The organism is Blautia sp. 210820-DFI.6.14, from assembly GCF_020558815.1.
Lineage (GTDB): Bacteria > Bacillota > Clostridia > Lachnospirales > Lachnospiraceae > Blautia_A > Blautia_A obeum.
Window position 1 is genome coordinate 52,072 of the sequence record NZ_JAJCKS010000004.1, and the last position, 21,267, is coordinate 73,338.

At 44.1% G+C, this 21,267-nt stretch carries 20 protein-coding genes; 2 read left to right on the top strand and 18 right to left on the bottom strand.

Going from position 1 to position 21,267, the window contains the following annotated elements; all coding sequences use genetic code 11:
- Positions 1–57 precede the first annotated feature (57 nt).
- From LI112_RS05160 to LI112_RS05190, 7 genes are read right to left on the bottom strand one after another with little or no spacing between them, the layout of a single operon-like run.
- Complete coding sequence (locus LI112_RS05160; protein WP_055066113.1) at positions 58–1,545, bottom strand: DUF5702 domain-containing protein; 1,488 nt, start codon at positions 1,543–1,545, stop codon at positions 58–60.
- A gap of 19 nt (positions 1,546–1,564) precedes the next feature.
- Entirely contained in the window at positions 1,565–1,744 is a 180-nt protein-coding gene (locus LI112_RS05165; RefSeq protein ID WP_005425898.1) for a Flp1 family type IVb pilin, read from the bottom strand.
- Positions 1,745–1,771: 27 nt separating this feature from the next.
- The gene (locus tag LI112_RS05170) at positions 1,772–2,800 is read right to left on the bottom strand and encodes a type II secretion system F family protein (RefSeq protein WP_055066112.1); all 1,029 of its coding nucleotides are present in this window, start codon (positions 2,798–2,800) and stop codon (positions 1,772–1,774) included.
- Positions 2,801–2,811: 11 nt separating this feature from the next.
- Positions 2,812–3,555, bottom strand: coding sequence for a type II secretion system F family protein (locus LI112_RS05175; protein ID WP_055066111.1), 744 nt, complete (start codon positions 3,553–3,555; stop codon positions 2,812–2,814).
- Positions 3,552–4,742, bottom strand: a complete 1,191-nt coding sequence (locus tag LI112_RS05180; RefSeq protein ID WP_005425893.1) for a CpaF family protein — start codon at positions 4,740–4,742, stop codon at positions 3,552–3,554. The genes LI112_RS05175 and LI112_RS05180 overlap by 4 nt, the downstream gene beginning before the upstream one ends.
- Positions 4,739–5,752, bottom strand: a complete 1,014-nt coding sequence (locus LI112_RS05185) for a hypothetical protein (RefSeq protein WP_154648341.1) — start codon at positions 5,750–5,752, stop codon at positions 4,739–4,741. The genes LI112_RS05180 and LI112_RS05185 overlap by 4 nt, the downstream gene beginning before the upstream one ends.
- Entirely contained in the window at positions 5,749–6,267 is a 519-nt protein-coding gene (locus LI112_RS05190; RefSeq protein ID WP_055066110.1) for a prepilin peptidase, read from the bottom strand. The genes LI112_RS05185 and LI112_RS05190 overlap by 4 nt, the downstream gene beginning before the upstream one ends.
- A gap of 243 nt (positions 6,268–6,510) precedes the next feature.
- Here LI112_RS05190 and LI112_RS05195 point away from each other — a divergent pair, with 243 nt between their 5' ends.
- Together LI112_RS05195 and LI112_RS05200 are read left to right on the top strand one after the other, a co-directional pair.
- On the top strand, positions 6,511–7,284 hold the full coding sequence (locus LI112_RS05195) for a GNAT family N-acetyltransferase (RefSeq protein WP_005425886.1): 774 nt from the start codon (positions 6,511–6,513) through the stop codon (positions 7,282–7,284).
- Positions 7,281–8,420, top strand: coding sequence for a hypothetical protein (locus LI112_RS05200; RefSeq protein WP_005425884.1), 1,140 nt, complete (start codon positions 7,281–7,283; stop codon positions 8,418–8,420). Before LI112_RS05195 ends, LI112_RS05200 begins: the two co-directional genes overlap by 4 nt.
- A 27-nt stretch (positions 8,421–8,447) precedes the next feature.
- Here the strand turns inward: LI112_RS05200 and LI112_RS05205 are convergent, their stop codons facing one another.
- From LI112_RS05205 to atpA, 11 genes are all read right to left on the bottom strand, one after another.
- Positions 8,448–9,317, bottom strand: a complete 870-nt coding sequence (locus tag LI112_RS05205) for a hypothetical protein (RefSeq protein ID WP_005425882.1) — start codon at positions 9,315–9,317, stop codon at positions 8,448–8,450.
- 16 nt (positions 9,318–9,333) lie between these two features.
- Positions 9,334–10,485, bottom strand: coding sequence for an alanyl-tRNA editing protein (locus LI112_RS05210; protein ID WP_005425880.1), 1,152 nt, complete (start codon positions 10,483–10,485; stop codon positions 9,334–9,336).
- Between the two features lie 167 nt (positions 10,486–10,652).
- A complete protein-coding gene (locus LI112_RS05215) occupies positions 10,653–12,140 on the bottom strand; it encodes a glycoside hydrolase family 32 protein (RefSeq protein ID WP_005425877.1) in 1,488 nt (495 codons plus the stop codon).
- 33 nt (positions 12,141–12,173) lie between these two features.
- Positions 12,174–13,022, bottom strand: a complete 849-nt coding sequence (locus LI112_RS05220; RefSeq protein WP_005425875.1) for a carbohydrate ABC transporter permease — start codon at positions 13,020–13,022, stop codon at positions 12,174–12,176.
- Positions 13,023–13,039: 17 nt separating this feature from the next.
- Entirely contained in the window at positions 13,040–13,945 is a 906-nt protein-coding gene (locus LI112_RS05225; RefSeq protein WP_005425873.1) for a carbohydrate ABC transporter permease, read from the bottom strand.
- A gap of 82 nt (positions 13,946–14,027) precedes the next feature.
- Positions 14,028–15,341 carry a sugar ABC transporter substrate-binding protein gene (locus LI112_RS05230; RefSeq protein WP_227190326.1) on the bottom strand — a complete coding sequence of 438 codons (1,314 nt, stop codon included), beginning with the start codon at positions 15,339–15,341 and terminating at the stop codon, positions 14,028–14,030.
- A 363-nt stretch (positions 15,342–15,704) separates the two neighbouring features.
- Positions 15,705–16,706, bottom strand: coding sequence for a LacI family DNA-binding transcriptional regulator (locus LI112_RS05235; RefSeq protein ID WP_022388518.1), 1,002 nt, complete (start codon positions 16,704–16,706; stop codon positions 15,705–15,707).
- A gap of 262 nt (positions 16,707–16,968) precedes the next feature.
- Positions 16,969–17,379, bottom strand: a complete 411-nt coding sequence (atpC, locus tag LI112_RS05240; RefSeq protein WP_005425864.1) for an ATP synthase F1 subunit epsilon — start codon at positions 17,377–17,379, stop codon at positions 16,969–16,971.
- Positions 17,380–17,391: 12 nt separating this feature from the next.
- A complete protein-coding gene (gene atpD, locus LI112_RS05245; RefSeq protein ID WP_005425861.1) occupies positions 17,392–18,783 on the bottom strand; it encodes a F0F1 ATP synthase subunit beta in 1,392 nt (463 codons plus the stop codon).
- A 5-nt stretch (positions 18,784–18,788) separates the two neighbouring features.
- Positions 18,789–19,679, bottom strand: a complete 891-nt coding sequence (gene atpG / locus LI112_RS05250) for an ATP synthase F1 subunit gamma (RefSeq protein WP_022388517.1) — start codon at positions 19,677–19,679, stop codon at positions 18,789–18,791.
- A gap of 71 nt (positions 19,680–19,750) precedes the next feature.
- Positions 19,751–21,265 (bottom strand): F0F1 ATP synthase subunit alpha, encoded by a 1,515-nt coding sequence (gene atpA, locus LI112_RS05255; RefSeq protein WP_022388516.1) that lies wholly within the window; start codon positions 21,263–21,265, stop codon positions 19,751–19,753.
- Positions 21,266–21,267: the final 2 nt, after the last annotated feature.

Genomic DNA, 21,267 nt, shown 5'->3' on the forward strand with positions numbered 1-21,267 from the left:
TTCCGTGGGGCGGCTCGTCGCCGCCCGTATTTCCTGAAATCCATTTAAATCCAGTTTTTAAATATAACTGTACTGCCTTGTCACCGAAAAAGTCTGCTTTCGGTTTGCCTCTACATCCACAGATATTTCAGCCGCTTCTATACAGCAGTCTAGCCGGAAACCTTCCTTTCCTTTTGTACTGCGGATTTCCACTTCGATCATGTCCATACCTCTTGTCAGCTTGACTGCTTTTGATTTTGACAAAAGCAGCACCTGCAGATAATCTTCATAGGACATTCCACCTTTCGCATCCCTTCTCTGGCTGTCCAGTCCCTCAAGGAGATTCGGCAGGTTTTCCAGAGAAAGCTGCCAGGTTGCTGCCGTCTTAGTCAATGGTACTCTGCCTCCATGAAACAGCTCCCGAAGATCCAGAATACTTTCTGCAAAGGACCAGCACAAAATCAGTGCCGCCTCAATCGCCACTGCTGCAGGCGGTATCAGAAATCCCGATGCAATTGCCAGGGCAAGTGCCTGAATCTGGGCCCTTTTTCCGGCATCCGCCATAAGACAGGATGCATTAATTCCCTCTCTGATCAGCAGAAGACGCTTTGCCACGGCTTTTAGATTTTCCTGATCACTTTTCTTTCCCGCCAGAAGATATTCCAGCTGATAATGCAGCCCTGCTTCAGAAGGAGAAATATAGTTTCCCAGATGCTCCATCAGATACTGCTGAAACAGTACTTTTGCTGATCCGGAATTATCTTTTCCCGTTTTCTGCAGCATCGCCATTCCCTGTTGAAGTGTTCTTCCTGATAACAGATCTCCATGTGAGATTTTCTGATCAGAAATTCCTTTTGATGCTGGAACGACCAGATCCAGAAGTCCCATATGCCGAATCCTCTGAATCACCGGAACTGGATTTACCACCTGCGGTTTTACCTCTCCATCTGAAAAACTCTCTCCCGAAGTGCCATCACCAAAATCTCCGGATTCTTCCTTCTTTGAAGCCTCTTTGGCTTCCTGGCTCTTCTGTGCCGCAGAATTCATTTCGGAATCATAATTTTCCAGTGTATTCCCTGCTTCCGCCTGTTTTCCATCTTTCTCTGCCTGCTTCACTTTCTGCTCTTTTTTCTTATATCGCTTCACAAGTGTCTGTACTCCCTGACTTCCAAGCGTATCTTTCATATAAGTGACTGCCTGCTGGTAAAAGACTTCGCCATCTTCATCTGTTGCCAGACGATATCCACTGAAACCACCCTGCCTGAGTTTCAGCTTCTGACTGTTCTGTTTCAGTATCGGTTTCATATAAGACTCAAAGTTATCATAAACTGCTGCCAGATTCAGATCTGTTCCTCCCTGTGTTCCATCCAGAAAAAACAGATCATAATTTTTCAGAAGAAAACGATCATACTGTCCAAACAGAGAATAAAGTCCAATATCCATACTGTTCAGAATCTGTGTTCTCGCTGCCGCTGCCTGCACAGATTGAATGCTCGTTGCAACCAGTGATAGCAGGAGACTTAAGATCAGCGCCAGAAAAACAGTAATACTGCCCTTTTTCTCCATCGGCTCTCTCCTTTCTTCATCAAATTGAATTACTCTGTTTTGTGATTTTACTTAAGATTGCCTGTACCAGATTTGTCAGCTGCTCTTTAAAAATAATGACAAGGCTGATCAACACCACCAGGATCAGAATAATCTCCACAACCCCTACTGCATCTTCTTCGTATACAAATTCTTTTGCTGTTTGCAGATAATCCCGCATTGTTTTACCTCCTCGTTTTTTATACAATCATCCATAGAACGACAAAAATGCAGGTATCATGATGATCGCCATCACCACCGCAAGCATCATGATCATTGGAACAAGCAACTTTGTTGCTGCTGTTTCCCCCATTACCCTTGCCTTTCTTTTTCTTTCATCCCATGCTTCCAGAGCTTCTTTTTCCAGAAGATCTGCCATCCTGTGTCCGCCTTTCTGGAGATTCTGAATCAGGATCGTAGAAAATGTTTTATATTTCATCTGTCCACACCGCTCTCCAAACCTTCGGTAAGCTTCCAGTTCTGCCACACCACTGTCCATTTCATGGCAGGTCGTCGTCACGGCTTCATATGCATATCGTCCTTCTTTCGGACAATTTCTCAGATAATCTGAACTGATCTTCTGAAATGCTCTGCGAACCGTCATACCTGCCTGGATCAGAAGTGTAAACTTCATGATCAGCGACGGATAATCCATCAGAAGCTGTTCTGCCCGTTTTGCCATCTCTTCCTGCTGTTCTCTCGCTTTTTTTAACATCAGCACGACTGCCGCAAACAGGGCCAGTGCTGCCAGAAGTGTTCCAGTACTCTCCCCGGGTTTCTGCCACTTAAGTGTCTGGCCATCCCAGGAATCCGGCAGATAATAATAATCCGGATCCTGTTTTTCCCTGTTATACTGTTCAATCACTTCTTTCAGCTCTTTCTGTCTTATTTCTTCCGGCGACTGCTTCACTTGTGCATTTTCCGCTTCCGTTTCTTCTGTCTCTTTTTCCGGAATCTGAACAGCAACTTTCTCCGGCTTCCCATCACCTACGGAAACCTGCAGTTCCTCCGTATATGCCCCATCCTCACTCTTCTCGATTCTGTGGCCTTTCTGATAAATTTCACTGTTTCCATTTGTCAGTGTCATCGCCATTCCTGCCAGATTTCCACAGACGGCAACGATCAGAAACAAACGGAGGCTTTCTTTATCAGCAATACCATCCAGCCTGAGCCACCCTGCTTTCCAGACTAGCACAGTGCCAAACGCTGTCATAAAAATAATAAAATGTACCCACATACTGCTTTCTCCTACACTTCAATATCAACAATTCTGCGCCCAAGCCAGTAAGATAACACATAAATCCCCAGACAAAGTGTCATCGCACACATTCCAAAAAGATTTCCATACAGTACGCTTAAGAATCCCGGAGAGGTCAGTTTCAGGTAGAGAATGATTCCGGCCGGCATCAGACTCATGATCATCTGTTCTGCTTTCTTCGCCGCCAGCGTTGTCTCAATTTCTTTACGGACATCGATCTTGTCTCCAAGCATCCGCGCAGAAGTCTGTATGATCCGATTCATATCTCCACCGGTTCTCTTGGCGGTGTAAAATACTGCAGCAAAATTTTCCACATCTTCAATACCACTCCTGTCTCCAAGGCTCAGTAAAAGTTCCTCAACCGGAACACTGACTCTGAGCTGTGTTTCTATGTAATGAAACTCCTTCACGATATCTGTCTCTTTCGGATACAGTCTCTCCAGGTCCCTGGAACATGCTACCACTGCATTTTCGACAGAGTAACCAGCCTGTACAGCTACGCTTAATGCATTCAGTGCATCCTTGAACTGATAATTCAGTTTCCTTTTTCGTTCTCTGATCAATCCTTTCTTTTTCAGTCTCATAAACAGGACAGTAACAGGAACTGTCAGCAGCATCAGCCACCAGTTTTGATAAAACAGATAATCCATTGCTCCACAGAGCAGAATGCTCTGTATCAGATATTTCAGAATCTCTGTTTTTGAAAAATGATATTCCGCATAATTCTGTTTCATATAGTCACCCCTGCCCGTATCAGTTTTTCCCGGTTCAGAAGGGACGCAATCTGCACCAGCCCTTTTCCCTCCTGCCACTGATATAATGTCCGGGTTTTTATTTCATGATCTTCGAATCCACAGATTTCTGTTATCTCCAGTACTTTCCGGCTTTTATCCCGCATTCTTCCCAGATGGATTAGTATATCCACTCCTGAGGCAATCTGACGTCGAATCGCTTCCAGCGGAAGATCTACTCCCATCAAAGTCATTGTTTCCAGACGAGAGAGCATATCCTCGGCCGAATTGGCATGTGCCGTACTCAAACTGCCTTCATGACCGGTATTCAGTGCCTGTAGCATATCTACCGCCTCGCCTCCGCGAACTTCACCCACAACAATACGGTCCGGTCGCATACGAAGAGCGGTCTTGATCAGATCACGTATCGTAACTGATGTTGCACCTTCTGTATTTGCCATCTTTGCCTCCAGCCGTACCAGATTCTCAATACCCTGAATCTTCAGTTCGGCATTGTCTTCAATAGTGATCAGTCTCTCGTCACTGGGTATAAAATTGGACAGTGCTCCAAGAAACGTTGTTTTTCCACTTCCTGTTCCTCCGCCAATGACCATGGAATATCTTGCCCTGACCAGTGTTTTCAGAAATTCCGCACATTCCGCAGGCAGACTTCCAAGCGCGATCAGTTTTTCCATGGTGATCGGTGTATCCGGAAAACGGCGGATCGTCAGTATCGGACCATTCAATGCAACCGGGCGGACCACCGCATTCACTCTGGCTCCGTTCTCCAGACGGGCATCCACAATAGGCATTGATTCGTTGACCACCCGGTTGCATTTTCCGACGATCTGCTGGATCACATCTTCCAGCTTTTCTCCGGAAGTAAAGGTCTTTTCCCAACGGGAAAGCTTTCCGGCCCGTTCCACAAATATTGCATCCGGACCATTCACCATGATCTCTGTCACCGTTTCGTCCTCGATCAGTTCCTGCAGCACATCCAGTTTTCTTACAGAATGAAACAATTCCTGACGGAGCTGTACTTTTTCCTTCAGAGAAAGGCAGGAATCCCGCATCCTCTCCAGAATCAGTGTATCAATTTCTTCCAGGATCTCTTCATCGGTCAGTTCTCTTGCAAGATCCAGTTTTTCCATCAGAAGCATTCTCAGTGACTGAAAAGTTTCTCTGCTCATACCTCATCCTTTCCGAGCAGTTCTCTGACAAAATCGCCAAGCGTTCCCCAGATCAGCTGCTCTGCGCGAAACGGCTCTGCCAGGACTTCCTGTCCATACGGCAGATTCAGTTTTACCATACGGCTCAAAATCTGCGGATAATCCCGCACACTCAGAAGTTCTTCAAACTGTGCCAGTTTACTCCGTGACATTTTGTCTGTTTTTATCGGAGTATAAACCGTAGTACACATGTCCAGCATCTGAAAAACCTCCTCGATCCCGTTTCCTATATCAAGTACAATCGTCTCATAAGAACTGTGGAGAATGATTTCCTGCAAAAGATGTTCCCAATCCTGCCAGGAAGTTCCTCTGATATCCTCCGGTGACTGCACAGGTGGAATAAAATCCACGTTTCCCATACTCTCTGCCATTCCATTCATCTTAACTGCAATCCCTGTACTTCCCTGTTTTACAAAATACAGAAGATCACTGAGTGTATGTAAAAATTTTTTCTGCATCAGTTCTTCAAACCCGGCATACTCTTCCAGATTCAGATAAAGGACACTTTTTTCCCTGCCCAATATCTGCGCCAGTGTCAGTGCAAAGCAAGTCTGAAGGCAGCCTCCCAGCGGCGAATATACTCCCAGTATCTCCGTCGTCTTCTTTAATACTGGCAGCTGCGCCGGAAGAATTGCCTTCTCCGCACCATAACAGGCCATCACTTCGCGTACTACATCTGATGATGCCTGATATTTATACACACCAGTATACTTCTCCAGTTCCTTTGGCTTACTTCCCTCTGTCAGGATCACGATCTTACCAATATCCAGTTCTCCTACTTCCCGGCACATTGCCTCCGAAGAAATCAACAGCAACTCTACGGGGTTCTTCTTCACATATGCCACCAGACTTTCCACACTGGTAAAAGCCTGGATTTCAAAAGGGATATTTTTCTTCTGATTCAGATAGTCCATAAAGTTGCAGGCATACTCTGCCTCCAGATCACAGACTGCAAAAATTTGTTTTTTCAATACATACCTCCTGCATACAGCATCACACTCATAAAGACAGGAACCGTGAAATGAATATTTTCCCACGCAGTCCCATTTCGGTAATAAGCTTTCCGTTCGCCTGTCCGGATATACGTTTTCATATATTTGACCAAATATTGGATTCGCTGGCTGAAACCGCCGCACAAGATCAGAATGGCCAGTGAAAGCAGCCCTCCTGTCAGAAATGCATACCAGATACACCACAGAATATGTACTGGTCCCATAATTCCTCCCAGTACACAAAAAAGTTTGATATCTCCCGAACCAAGCATTCGGAAATAAAACAGCCATCCGAGAACCACCAGTGGAATTCCTGTACCTGAAATAAAAAATGCCGTTCCATTCCATCCTCCACGCCACAGATCATATACGAACCCGATCAGCATCGAAAAAAGGATCCAGCTGTTTTTTATTTTCATCTGATACAGATCCATTAAAACAGCAACTCCGGTGATCGTCAGAAGCAGTATCCTGCCACCAATAACACCAATCACACTCCTTTCTGTATACAATTATCTCAATTATAAAAAAGGGATTTCCGTCTGAACCGACGGTTATGAATACCAGAAGATCTCTGGTGAGTTTTATTATAGAACGGACCGTGCCGTTTTGTAAAGAAGATTCGTTCGCCAAATTCTCTGTATTTCCGACATTTATGCACCGGACTTGCGGTTGCACAATCCGCCTCTGTTCGGTATAATAAAAAGCAACAGCAAAAGGGAGGCTTTATCTTCATCATGGAAAAAAACATCAAAAAAATCGAAGATATGTCGCTGAATGCCTGGCCATCTCACAAAATGGAGCTTTACGATGGCTGGATCCTGCGATTTTCTTATTTCTATACACATCGTACCAACAGTGTGGAACAATTTGGAAACTCTACGCTTCCATGGCGTGAAAAGGTTGCCTACTGCGAAGATGTTTACAAACGTCTGGGATCTCCTGCTATCTTTAAGATCAGTCCGCTGGTATCTCCGGATTTTGATTATACTCTCGAAAACCGCGGTTATGAGATCCAGCATGTAACTGAAGTCATGACGCTTCAGCTGAGTGATGCACGTCTGGATGCGCCATATTCTGCCGTAACGATCACGGATGAGATTCCGGATATCTGGATCACAAGTCTTTTTGATCTGAAAGGAATGACAAACCCGATCCACCGGGCCGTTGTTCCTTCTATGTATCGTGCCATTCCCAAAGAAACGATCTGTGCTTCCATCTGGAAAGAGGGGAAGATCATCGCTACAGGACTTGGTATCCTTGACCGTGACTACATCGGAATCTACGCGATCCATGTAAAGGAAAAATATCGCGGACAGGGATTTGCACGCCAGATCTGTACTGCACTTCTCACGGAGGGCATGAAAAAAGGTGCTGAAAATGCCTATCTTCAGGTCGTTCAGGGAAATACCGCTGCCAAACGACTGTATGCATCTCTTGGCTTTACTGATTTTTATACGTATTGGTTCCGTGTGCAGCCTAAAGCTGTAACACAGAAAGGAGTTTCATGAAAAAAATACTGGTGGTCTGTATCGGATCACTTTTTCTGATCACTTTATCCGGCTGCAGTCTGGGAGATATTGTTGATCGTTTCTCAGATTCAGAAGATACACAGATTCAGGACATCAATCCTGGAAGCACCCGTGTATATATGGATGAGATCCGGGGTACTCTTCAGTATTTTACCGGTAATCAGCTTACTCTTCTCAGCGGATCGGATAACTATGTCTTTGATATTTCCCAGGCAACTCTGGAATGTTCAGACGGAATGCTCTGTGGCGATGCTGTCAGCGTAATCTACGAAGGGCAGCTTGACAGTACGGATACAGGCGCTGTCCGCGTGCTCAAAGTTGTTGACGACTATCATGATACTTCCGAAGTAAAAGAAGGAACTACGCGTGGACAGGTTCAGAATCTGACCGCCAATTCCATTACGATCAGATCTAAAGGTGGAAAAACCGTTACTTTCCCGATCACAGGAACAGAACAATATTATCAGGGCGGCATCAAAGCCGGCAATTGGGTTTATCTTCACTATAAGGGAGATTTTGGTCCAGCTTCAGCCGATGATCCAAATGTACTTGATGGTTCTCAGATGAAAATCTACAGTGTTTCTGATATTGATCCGCTCAATGTGCCTGCACCCACTCCTACTCCTGCACCTCAGGAGGGAGTTGAGATCAAACCGGAAAACAAACTCCGGGCTGTGATCCAGAACATTCAGACAAATATCCTTCAGGTATCCCCAGAGAATACCACAAACATCCTGAATCTGGACATGTCTGCAATTCCCTGTTATTTCAGTGGTGGAATCGAATCCGGAGCACATGTAAATGTAATTTATACCGGAGACTTCAATGGAACAACCCTTGATGGACTCACAATCCTCGGTATCACCGGAGATATCCCGGAAAACTTAAGTGAACGCAATACCGGCTTCACTATTTCCGGAGAAATTACTGCATCCACTGCCAACACCATCACCCTTCTGACTTCTGATGGCGTGCGGATCACCTGCAATACAGAAAGTGCCTCTAATGAATCCACTGGCGGACTTCTTACCGGCAGTTCCGTGAAGGTCACTTTCAACCCGGCCGATTCCAGGCAGACCAATATCTATACTGCATTAAAAATAGAAGACCTGTGAGATGATTTCTCACAGGCCTTTTTTACATTATTTTCTACGGAATCTTTCCCGGATCTCACATTCTCCATCCTGCAGCCACTCCCGCACTTCCGGTCTATCTCCCAGGATCTGGCAAAAAGCTTCATATTCCTGGCAGATTCCTTTACCATGTGACACCATATAGGCACCGGCATCGCTGCCGGGTGCTACCTTTACCTTCTTTGCAAACGCAAGACGTACCAGGTTCTCTGCCTGTACAATGATCGGCCTGAGGACCTCATCATCATACCTCCCACATCCGAGCAGATTTCGTACTGTTACAAGTGTCGGAACCCATACAGTATCACTGTCAGCAAGCATGGACAGCGTTTCTTCATCCATATAATTGCCATGTTCCAGGCTGTCCACGCCGGCTGCGATCGCAGCCCTCGTTCCATATACACCATTCGTATGACTCATGACCGCAAATCCTTCCTCATGGGCAATATGTACCATTTCTTTTACTTCTTTGGCCTCCAGCGGTTCTCCTGTCACTTTGCCGTGATTCTTAAAATCCAGAAGTCCTGTCGTCATGATCTTGATGAAATCTGCACCTGATTCTTTTGCCTCCAGAACTCTCTGATGGAACTCTTTCAGATCATCAAATCCACGTCCCACAATGGAGCCATAATGCCCGTTTTTGTGAATAGCAAAAACAGGAGTACGGTAATCAATTCCATACTTCGGGGCAAGTCTGGATGCCAGCATTGCCACTCCATAAGGATCGCCACCATCTCTCACAAAAGAAACTCCTGATTCCTGATATGCGCACAGGCATTCCCGGACAGCTTGTTCGTTGGCTCCTTCTCTGTGCAGATTCACCGCAGCCCGATAGTTTATACCATTCATCAATGCATGTGCGTGACATTCTCCAAACATCTTCTCTTACCTCAGATCACTGTTTGAAGAAGTGACGGATCTCATCTTCTGATGCCTTGACAGATCCCTGTACAAAGAATGGTTTTCCACCGCCGCGTCCATTTAATGCCGCATTCATCTCTTTTGTAAACTGACGCAGATCACCATTCTGTTCTCCTATCGCATATTTGTAACTTCCATCTCCATTTGCAGAAAATACGGCGCAGCATCCGCTGCATTTCTGCATAACCGCATCTGCCATTCTGCGTACCTGATCAGCTTCCAGTCCCTCATGGAAAAGAAGCACGCTTCCTGCATCTTCCCAGTTCTTTGCCTCTACTGTACAGAGTTCATCAAACATGTGGTTCACCTGGCCTTTGAGACGGAAATTTTCATCCTGCAGACGTGCCACTGCTGCCGCGGTCTCTCCAATCTTTGCAGAAAGTTTCATGGATACCTGACGGTTTTGATCATTTACCATATTCAGATAATCCATCACTCTCTTTCCACAGATCATGGTCAGACGGATCCCCTCATGGAAGTTTTCTACTGTCAGGATCTTGACTGCGCCAATCTCACCAGTATGTGTCACATGTGTTCCGCAACATGCACAGAGGTCGGAGCCCGGAAAACGTACCAGGCGCACCTGTCCGGTCAGTTCCTTCTTGCTTCTGTAATCCAGTTTGTCCAGTTCTTCTCTGGATGGGTAAGTAATCTCTACTTCACTGTTTTCCCAGATCTTACGGTTCGTCTCTACCTCAATTTCAGCAAGCTGTGCCTCACTCAGTACGCCGCTTAAATCTACTGTGATCACATCACTGCTCATATGGAATCCGACATTGTCGTATCCGTAAGCTTCATGTACAAGCCCGCTGACAATATGTTCACCGGAATGCTGCTGCATCAGGTCAAATCTTCTGTGCCAGTCAATCTTTCCGGTAACATCACTGCCTGCTTCAATCGCTTCTTTTGTATAATGGATGATCTCTCCATCTTTTTCATGTACTTCCAGAACTTCCACATCATTCAGTATACCCAGATCATATGGCTGTCCGCCACCTTCCGGATAAAAAGCTGTCTGGTCCAGAATGATCTCATAACCTTTTTTTCCTTCTCTGCATTCCAGAACTTTTGCGGTAAATTCTTTTGTATATACATCTTCATAATATAATTTTCTTGTCTCACTCATTGCTGTAATATCCTTCTTTCTTATGTTTTAAGAAATGATTTGTTTCTGTCTTTTCTGCACTTTAGTATACCACAGCTTCACTTTCCTGAACAGAAAAATACTGCTTTCAAAAACGAAAAAAGACAGGCGAGCATAACGCATCGTCTGCCTTCTCTCATATATTTTAATTAAAAGGTAAGGGTGTATTTTTCAACGCTTATCTGAGCTTTTCCATCTGCTGCAAAGCTGATATTATCTGCTTTCTGAGGAGTAAACAATACCATTGTTGCAGTCTGACTTCCGTCATTGATAAAAATCTCTACGCTGAATCTGTCCATGAGGATTCTCAAAGTCACTTCACCGTCTGCCGGTTTTACCTGAATATCTCTTGTATGAAGGATGTCATACATATATCCACTGCGGCTGCGGTCAAGAGAGAGAACTTCTCTTACCGGATCATAAGTGATCGTAGAATCATAGGTTTCATCAGCAGCAAGCTTAATGGTGAACTTTTTGAACTCATCTGTTACCTTCAGCTTCACTGTCATATCAAGCACACGTCCGTCTACACCATTCAGAACAGTTTCATCGGAGATTTCCACATCCTCATAGTGAACATGTTCTCCACGATAATTTTCAATCTCACGAACCGGCTGCTGAATGAGTTTTCCATTACGGTAATTGATTTCCCTCGGAACTGTCATCTGCCCGAAATATTTCACACCATCCGGAACAAATTTGGAATTCGGCCATGCCTGCATCCACGCGATCATCACGCGTCGGCCATCCGGTGTCAGCATACTCTGCGGAGCATAGAAATCAATTCCACTGTCAAGCGGCTGCACATCCTCTCTGATAAACTGATGTGTCTTTTTGTCATAAGTTCCTGTCAGATAAATGACACTGTGACCTACGTGGAACTTCAGACCATCCGGCATCATCGCCATCGGGCTTACGACCAGGACATGCTTTCCATCTACTTCATAGAAATCCGGACATTCCCACATTTTTCCAAGTTTTTCATCACTGTGGTCAAGTACGCATACATACTGCCACTGAAATGCATCTGTACTTCTGAAAAGAAGGATCCGGCCGTTTCCATCGTCCATCATATTTGCAACAACTGCATAATAAAATCCATCCTCATCTTTCCAGATCTTAGGATCACGGAAATCAACTTTGCTTCCGCCTACGGGAATATCATCTCCGGTAATAACCGGATTCTTTTCATATTTCTCGTAATCTGTTCCATCACCCACTGCCAGACACTGTGTCTGGTGTGTTGGAAGTTCTCCATTGGCCATTGGAATATCACTTACATATCCAACACCTGTATACATCAGAAGATGTCGGCCATCCGGAAGCTCAACACCACTTCCGGAGAAACATCCGAAATTATCATAGGATTCTTCCGGAACCATGGCAAGTGGAAGTCTCTCCCAGGTGATAAGATCCTTACTTGTCACATGTCCCCAGTGCATCGGCCCCCATTCATTAGAATACGGATGATACTGATAAAACAGATGATATTCATCTTTATAAAAGGAGAATCCATTTGGATCATTGATCCATCCGGAACCACCTGTCACATGATAGCAGGGACGTTCTTCCGGAGAAATTCTTTTTAACTGTTCCTGCTCAAATTCTCTTGCCCTCATTAATTTCTCTTTACTCATAATACTTTATCTCCCTGTTATTACTGTTTTCCATCAACCTTTAATTCCTGATGATGCAATGCCTTCAACATAGTATTTCTGCATGAAGATAAACATAATGATCATCGGGATTGCAGATACGACAAGGGCTGCCATGATCGCACTGTAATGTACCGGCTGTGTTCCAAAAAATGACTGAACTGCAAGCTGGATCGTACGCTTATCTTCTCCTGTCATAACGAGGAATGGCCACATAAAATCATTCCAATGTGCTACAAAATCAAGAATAAATACAGTTGCGTATACTGTTTTGGAGATTGGCATAACGATCTGGAAAAATGTTCTGATCGGACTACAGCCATCAATTGCAGCCGCTTCAATCAGATCATCCGGAACGTCACAGAAGAACTGTCTGAACATATAAATAGAAAAGCATTTTGCAACAAAAGGAACAACCAGTGCTGCAAGTGTGTTTACCCAGCCGAGCTGAGACATTTCAATGTAAAGTGGGAGCATGATTGCTTCCATCGGCAGTACCATCAGTGCAATTACAAGATTCAGAACTGCACCTTTTCCTCTGAATTCAAATTTAGCCAATGCATAACCGCACATGGAGTTTACAAGCAGATCCAGAACAAGGATCAGTGCAATATAAAGCAGTGTATTTTTAAATACCAAAGGCATATTCAGTCGTGAAAATACTTCTGCATAGTTATTTAAGGATGCCTGAACCGGTAAAAAAGTAGTCAGCGAATCCATATTTGCAAAAATCTTAGCTTCTGGTTTCAGTGATGCGGAAATCATCCAGATCAGAGGAGATACAAAGATGATACCGATGATAATATTTCCAAAATAGAACATGAATTTTCCAAATGCATTAGAAAACCTCATTGATTTTTTCATATTTATATCCTCCTTTCTCAGTCTGTTGCCGCAGTTACTTTCTTCATCGCCATAGACATACATACAACGATCACAAAGAATACAGCTGCGATCGAGCAGGCATAACCAAAGTTACCTTTCTGGAAGCCCTGTGTATAAATGTAATACACAAGAGTCTTTGTGGAGTTTTTCGGTCCACCCTGTGTCATGATATATGGCTGTGTAAAAAGTTTCATTGCCTGGATCATAGTGATCATAATTACGTATTTAATAGTTCCCTTCAGTCCCGGGAGCGTGATGTAAAGGAACTGTTTAAACTTGGTTGCACCATCTACAGATGCTGCTTCGTACTGGTCCCTCGGGATTCCCTGAAGACCTGCCAGGAAGATCATCATCTGATAACCGGCACCCTGCCATGCAGACATAAAGATGATGGAGTTCATCGCTGTATTTGCATCACTCAGGAATTTGATCGGGCTCATTCCAAGAGATACAAGGATTGAGTTGATCAGACCTGTATTTGGATTTGCATTGTAAAGTACTGACCACAATACGGAGATAACTACCATGGATGTAAGCTGTGGTGCAAAGTACATGGTACGGAAGACTGCCACTCCACGGAACTTCTTTGAAACCAAAAGTGCAAGAGCGAGCGCAAGTGCACACTGACAAGGAACAACAATTACTGTAAAATAAACGGTATTTTTTAATGCAAGCCAGAAGTTTTTATCACTGAAAAGCTTCTGATAGTTTTCAAAACCGATAAATTTCATTGCATCAGGTCTCATGATCTGATATTTAAATCCTGAAAAGTATACGGTATAGATCATTGGTACAACAAGAAATGCAATCAGAAGAATTACTGCCGGTGCTACGAATATATATGCAGCTACTCTTTCATCACGTTTACGGCCGGTAAGCTTCTTTTTTTCTGCCTTTGCCATTGCCTTTCCCCCTTTTCCTTTTTAAGAAAAAGCAGAGCCGCACCGCTTTTATGCCGATGCGGCTCCGTCTTCATTAATTTTCTTATTCAGCGTAATATGTTTCGTAGTCTTCTGTAAATGTGTCAACTGCTGTATCAAGCTCGGACTGAACATAATCTGTATCTACTTCTTCATTACTTGCTGCATCAGAGAAAATGTTTGTCATTGCTTCTGCGTAGGCAGATGAGAATGTAGCATAGGATGGTGTTCTAGGACGCGGAACTGCTGTGTTTTCAAGCTGATCTACAATAAGAGCTCTTGCTCCTTCTTTGTACTCAGTCATTGCTTCTGTTTCATAAGCAGAAGAACGTGTTGCAGGTTTTGCAATTGCTGCTGCATATGTTGCTACGTTGTCTGTGTTCATCAGCCATGCCAGGAATTCACCAGCTGCATCTGCATTCTCGCAGTCTTTAGAGATTGCTGCAGACCAGTCACCGCATGGAGAAACTGCTTTTTTAGTTTCAGCATTTACCGGATAGTAAGTTACACCCCAGTCAAAGTCAGCATTCTGTTCAAGTGTTGCAATTTCCCATGAACCACCGAGCATTGTTGCACATGCGCCATTGAGGAATTCGTCTGTGATCGGTTCAACGTTTGCATATCCTTTAGCGATCAGATCTGCAAGCCATGATGTTGTGTTTACTGCTTCTTCACTGTTCACATATCCATCGGCTTCTTTTCCATCTTCGCTGATATAATCTTTTCCAGCGGAAAGATACAGCGGTTCAAGAGCATATGGCAGTCCTTCGCCGTGATCCATGATGATGTGTGTTCCTACATAATCATCTGTTGTACATTTTTCAGCGATTTCAGCAACTTCATCTGTTGTCAGTGGGTTTTCAAGTGTACGGGAGTCAAGATCGTCTGTATCTACACCACATTCTTTGAGGTAATCTTTGTTGTAGTAGAATGCTACAGAAGATTCTGTTGCACCTACAGCATATAATTTGCCATCATATGTATTCTGCGTCATTGAAGAATTTACGAAATCTGCTTTATCCTCATCTGTAAAATAATCATCAAGCGAAACTGTGATGCCATTAGCTGCATAGTAGGAAACCTGAGGTCCGTCTACATAGAAGATATCCGGAAGATCATTAGAGGTAACTGCTGTAGCAATTTTGTTATCATAAGCATAAGAATCGGAACGGTCGATTGCTTCACGGCTTACCTGGATTTCTGGATGATCTTTATTCCACTCTGCAATCTTATCTTTCCACCATGCTTCAATTGCTTCTCTGTCAGTAGGACTCCAGATTGTGATATTTGTTACATCGTCTGCGAATACCGGTACAGTTGTTACTGCTCCGGAAATTGCAAGTGCTGCTGCCATTGCTAAACTAATGGTTTTTTTCATTTTAATTATCCTCCTTTTAAACTCTGTTTCCACCGCGCGAAAGGAAATATTGTAGAACGCGTTCCACGTGCTTTAAAAAAATTTTTTCGTTCTTAGTACTTTTTAATTGTTTGTGCGGAAGCCGTTCCATATCGTGTTTTTATAATATCCTTTCTATCCTGATTTGTCAACCGATATTCCACAAAAATCCTTCCAAAAACACATTTCCGTGCATTTTTATAATTTTTTATATTTGTTTTTGTATATTATGCACAAGCTAAAACGACATAATTTTAACAAATTCTCAGCATAATATAAAAAGCAGATAAAGGCAATTTATGCTTTTATCTGCTTCTGAAAAATCTGCTTCATTATATGTAATTCCTAGATTTCTCCGGTAATTTCCACCGGATAGGTGCTTTGACCCTGCTGTAACTCCACTGATAGTACCTGTCTGTGTGGAACGCGTTCCTTTCCATCAATCAAATCCAGCACGGTTCTCGCACAAGATTCTGCCAAAAATTTAACGTTTTGACAGATTGCTGTCACCTCCGGATAGCAAAGCCTGCTGACATCCATTCCATCGTAAGTGATCACTTTCAGATCTTCCGGCACTCTTTTTCCTGCCTGTATTGCAAGATGCATATAACACAGTGCAGGCTGATCTGCCGCAAACACACCATCAGCATCCGGATATTTTTCTATTGCTTCTTTTGCAGCGTCCCAGTAGGACTGATGGTCAAATTTATTCCATTCCATCTCGATATTCAAGACTTCTATTCCATGTGCTTTCAATGACTCTTCAAATACTGTATGCCTGTCATTGGCAGCTACGTTCGGTGCGATACCTGTTATTTGTATGATCCGCTTACATCCGTTTTTGATCATGATCTCAGCTGCAAGCTTTCCTCCATACAGATGGTCTGACCCAATTATAGGAATTTCCGGTCCGAAATCCTGATCCAGAGCAACTATCGTATGCTTTCTGTTCGCATATTCAGTTTTATGGAGTGTATGTGCACCGGTAATGATCCCATCTACCATATTTCGGTCGAGCATATTCAGATAATCACGCTCTCGATTACTGCTTCCGACCGTATTACAGATCATTGTTTTGTATCCCAGTTTATAAAGCGAAAGCTCTGTTTCCCGTGCGAACGCGGAGAAAAAAGGGTGGTCAAGATCCGGAATCAGAACACCTATTATTCCTGTCCGATTACGAAACAGATTTCTTGCCAGTTCATTTGGTGTATATCCCAGTTCTTCGATTGCCCGTTCTATCTTTTTGCGTGTATCAGCAGACACATATCCGCTGTCATTGATAACTCTCGACACAGTACCGACTCCTACTCCGGCTCTCTGCGCCACATCTTTCATACTTGCCATTCTTACTTAACCTTTCATACTGCCAGTTACCGTTCACAGTAACTGTTCCTGTCAATAATACCAATTTTCTTCCTTCGCACGGTTGAAATCGCATTATAGATTTTAATATCGTATAAGAGAGTATAACACAGCCAAATTTTCTTTACAATTAACATAATGCGCTATATATGGAGCCATTTTCGTTTTTTCGTCAAAAAAAGAGAATCACTATATAATAGCAATTCTCTTTTTAACTCTATTTATGGCCTTTGGAACCCTGATATCATTTTAATTCTTTTGTTACACGGAGCCGGGTCATGGCTCTTGCAAGCGCAGCCTGACTTCTGTGATATTCTACAATACTCTGCTGCTGACGGAGCTGCTCTTCAGCACGATCACGAGCCTCTTCAGCTCTTCGGATGTCGATTTCCTCCGGACGTTCTACCGTCAGACAGAACAGTTTTGCACGGTTGTTGATCATCTCTACAAACCCGGAACTCACTGCCACTGTCTCCCAATTTCCTTTCGCATCCTGAAAACGAAGCTCTCCCGGAACAATGGCACAGATCATATTCGCATGATGAGCAAGAAATTCTTTCTGTCCATCTTCCGCCGGTATGATCAGTGACTGCGCTCTTCCGGAAAAGAACTGTCTGTTTGCAGCGTATATCTCAAGACCGAATGTATTCTGCATAAGCCTCACTCCTTACTGTTCCAGAGTTTTTGCTTTTTCAACTACTTCGTCTATAGTTCCTACATTGAAGAATGCGTTTTCCGGATATTCATCCATCTCACCATCGATGATCATCTTGAATCCACGGATTGTTTCTTTAAGCGGAACATATTTTCCAGGAATACCTGTGAAGTTCTCAGCTACATGGAACGGCTGAGAAAGGAATTTCTGGATCTTTCTTGCACGGAATACAGTATTTTTATCTTCGTCAGAGAGCTCTTCCATACCAAGGATTGCAATGATGTCCTGCAGCTCTTTGTATTTCTGAAGGATTTCCTGTACACGGCGTGCTACTTCGTAATGCTCTTCACCTACAACATCTGCTTCAAGAATACGGGATGTAGATTCCAGTGGATCTACGGCCGGGTAAATACCCTGCTCAACGATCTTACGGGAAAGAACTGTCGTTGCATCCAGATGTGCGAATGTTGTTGCCGGTGCCGGGTCAGTCAGGTCATCGGCCGGTACATAAACTGCCTGTACAGAAGTAACGGATCCGGATGTTGTGGATGCGATACGCTCCTGCAGTTCACCCATCTCTGTAGCCAGAGTCGGCTGGTAACCTACTGCGGAAGGCATACGTCCAAGAAGTGCGGATACCTCGGAACCTGCCTGTACAAAACGGAAGATATTATCAATGAAAAGAAGGACATCTCTATGTTCTGTATCACGGAAATATTCTGCCATAGTAAGACCTGTTTCCGCAACACGCATACGGGATCCCGGCGGCTCGTTCATCTGTCCGAACACTAAGGCTGTTTTCTTAAGTACGCCGGATTCTTTCATTTCACTCCAAAGGTCATTACCCTCACGGGAACGTTCACCAACACCGGTGAAAATAGAATATCCACCATGCTCGGTAGCGATATTCTGGATCAGCTCCTGAATCAGGACTGTCTTACCAACACCGGCACCACCAAACAGACCGATCTTACCACCCTTTGCGTAAGGAGCAAGAAGGTCGATGACTTTGATTCCTGTTTCCAGGATCTCAACTGCCGGTTTCTGTTCTTCAAAACTCGGCGGATCTCTGTGGATTACCCAATGCTCTGCATCATCCAGAGATTCTCCACCATCTACTGTCTCCCCGAGAACGTTGAACAGTCTTCCCAGAGTACAGTCACCTACAGGAACTTTGATTCCACTTCCTGTAGCAATTACTTCTCTGTCTCTCTGAAGTCCCTCACTGGCACTCAGCATGATGCATCGAACCACATCATTTCCCAGATGCTGAGAAACTTCCATAACACATTTTTTACCGTTGTTTTCAACTTCAAGAGCATCCTTGATATCCGGCAGATCTCCATCTTCAAAAACAACGTCTACAACAGGTCCCATGACCTGTACGATCTTACCTTTACTCATCCTCGTCACTTCCTTTTCTGAGCCTTTGCACCGCTGCAGACCTCTGTGATCTCCTGTGTGATCGCTGCCTGACGTGCCCTGTTATACTGGATCGACAGATCCTGGAGCATTTTCTTTGCACTGTCTGTTGAAGACTGCATTGCTGTCATTCTCGCATTGTTCTCACTTGCATATGCCTCAACAAGACATCCGTAGATCACACCGGTCAGATAATTTGGAATCATGATATCCAGCACTCCATCAGCGGAAGGAAACATTTCTATTTCTTCCTGATGAACCTCTGCCGGTATATCAATCGGTGAAAAGCTGGTCTTTTTTAAAGGAAGAAGCTGCATATTTACCGGTTCCATCACAACTGCATTCTGCATCTGTGTATAGATGATATGCACCTCGTCCACTTCTCTTTCCAGAAAGCCTCTTATAACTTCCTCACTGATCATTCTTGCCCTGTGCATGGTTGGCTTCTGTACAGTATAACGGAAGCTTCCATCCATATCGACATCTTTTTTACTGAAATACTGTCTTCCTACAACACCAAGGACATACAGTTTATGGTGGCCAGGAGTATTGGCCATAAATTCCTCTGTCATCTTGGTAATATTGTGGTTATAGGCACCTGCCATACCCTTATCACCTGTTACCACGATCGTCGCAATCTTACGTTCCTCTGTAGGAATCAGGTGACGGACACTGAAAAACGGATGCTGTATATCCGGAATATGTCGGAGGATACGTGCGATCGCACTCTGCATATTGTAGAAATACGGCTCGGTATCCGACAGTATCTTTTTGGCTTTTTTCATTTTGGAAGAGGAAATCATATACATGGCATTGGTAATTTTCATTGTGTCCTGGACACTGCTTATCCTGCTCTTTATTTCTCTTGCATTTGCCATAAATTCCTCCTGCCGGTTACTGTCTCTGACAAACTTGTCATTTCACAGTAATCGCATTCTTTACAAATAATTTATTTGGTAGCTGCACGATCCCTGAACTCATCTGCAACCTGAAGGATCTTTTCTCCCAGTTCATCACTGAGTACCTTAGTCTCTTCGATTTCTTTACCGATTTCCGGGTAAACATTATCGAAGTATGCCAGAAGATCTTTCTGATACTGTTTCACATTCTTTTTATCCACATGAACCATTTTTTTATGAGTTGCTGTCCACAATGTAATTACCTGTTCGTGGAGTGCAAGTGGATTACACAGCGGCTGTTTCAGAAGTTCCATCAGGCATCCGCCGTATGCCAGCTGTGCCTTTGTTGCTTCATCCAGATCAGAACTGAACTGTGTGAAGACTTCCATCTCACGGTACTGAGCAAGATCGATACGAACACTTCCGGATGCTTTTTTCATTGCCTTTGTCTGGGCTGCACCACCAACTCGTGATACAGAAAGTCCGACGTTTACGGCCGGTCTCATACCGGAGAAGAACAGGTCGCTCTCCAGGAAAATCTGACCATCTGTAATAGAAATTACGTTGGTCGGAATATATGCAGATACATCACCTGCCTGTGTCTCGATGATCGGAAGAGCTGTAATAGAACCGCCGCCCTTTTCATCGCTCAGACGGCTGGATCTCTCCAGAAGTCTGGAATGCAGGTAGAACACATCACCAGGATATGCCTCACGTCCCGGAGAACGTTCCAGCAACAGGGACAGTGCTCGATATGCTACTGCGTGTTTAGAAAGGTCATCATATACGATCAGCACATCTTTTCCCTGATACATAAAGAACTCAGCAAGTGCTGTTCCTGCATAAGGTGCAATGTACTGAAGCGGTGCACAGTCACTGGCTGTTGAGGAGAATACTGTTGTGTACTCCATCGCACCGTATTTTTCGAGGTTGGATACAACCTTTGCAACGGTAGATGCCTTCTGTCCGATTGCTACATAAATACAAAGTACATCCTTACCCTTCTGGTTCAGGATCGTATCAATTGCAAGAGAAGTTTTACCGGTCTGTCTGTCACCGATGATCAGCTCACGCTGTCCACGGCCGATCGGGAACATGGAATCCAGAGAAAGGATACCTGTTTCCAGCGGTACAGTTACGGATTTACGGTCGATGATTCCTGGTGCAGGATTCTCTACCGGGCGATATCCTTCTTCTTTGATCTCGCCTTTTCCATCTATCGGAGCGCCAAGGGCATTTACGATTCTTCCTACATATCCATTACCAACAGGAATACCTGCCTGTTTTCCGGTTCTGGTTACTTTGGTTCCCTCTTTGATTCCGGTATCTTTACCAAACAGGATGCATCCCATGCTGTTTGTACGGATATCCTGAACCATTCCCTTGAGTCCGTTTTCAAATACTACAACCTCACCATACATGGCATGGTCAATTCCGTATACGGTTGCAATTCCGTCACCTACAGAAATAACCGTTCCCACTTCCTGGTTCTGGCTGATCTCATCATAATTTTCTATTTCTTCTTTTAGAATAGAAATAATCTCATCTGGGTTGATTGCACTCAACG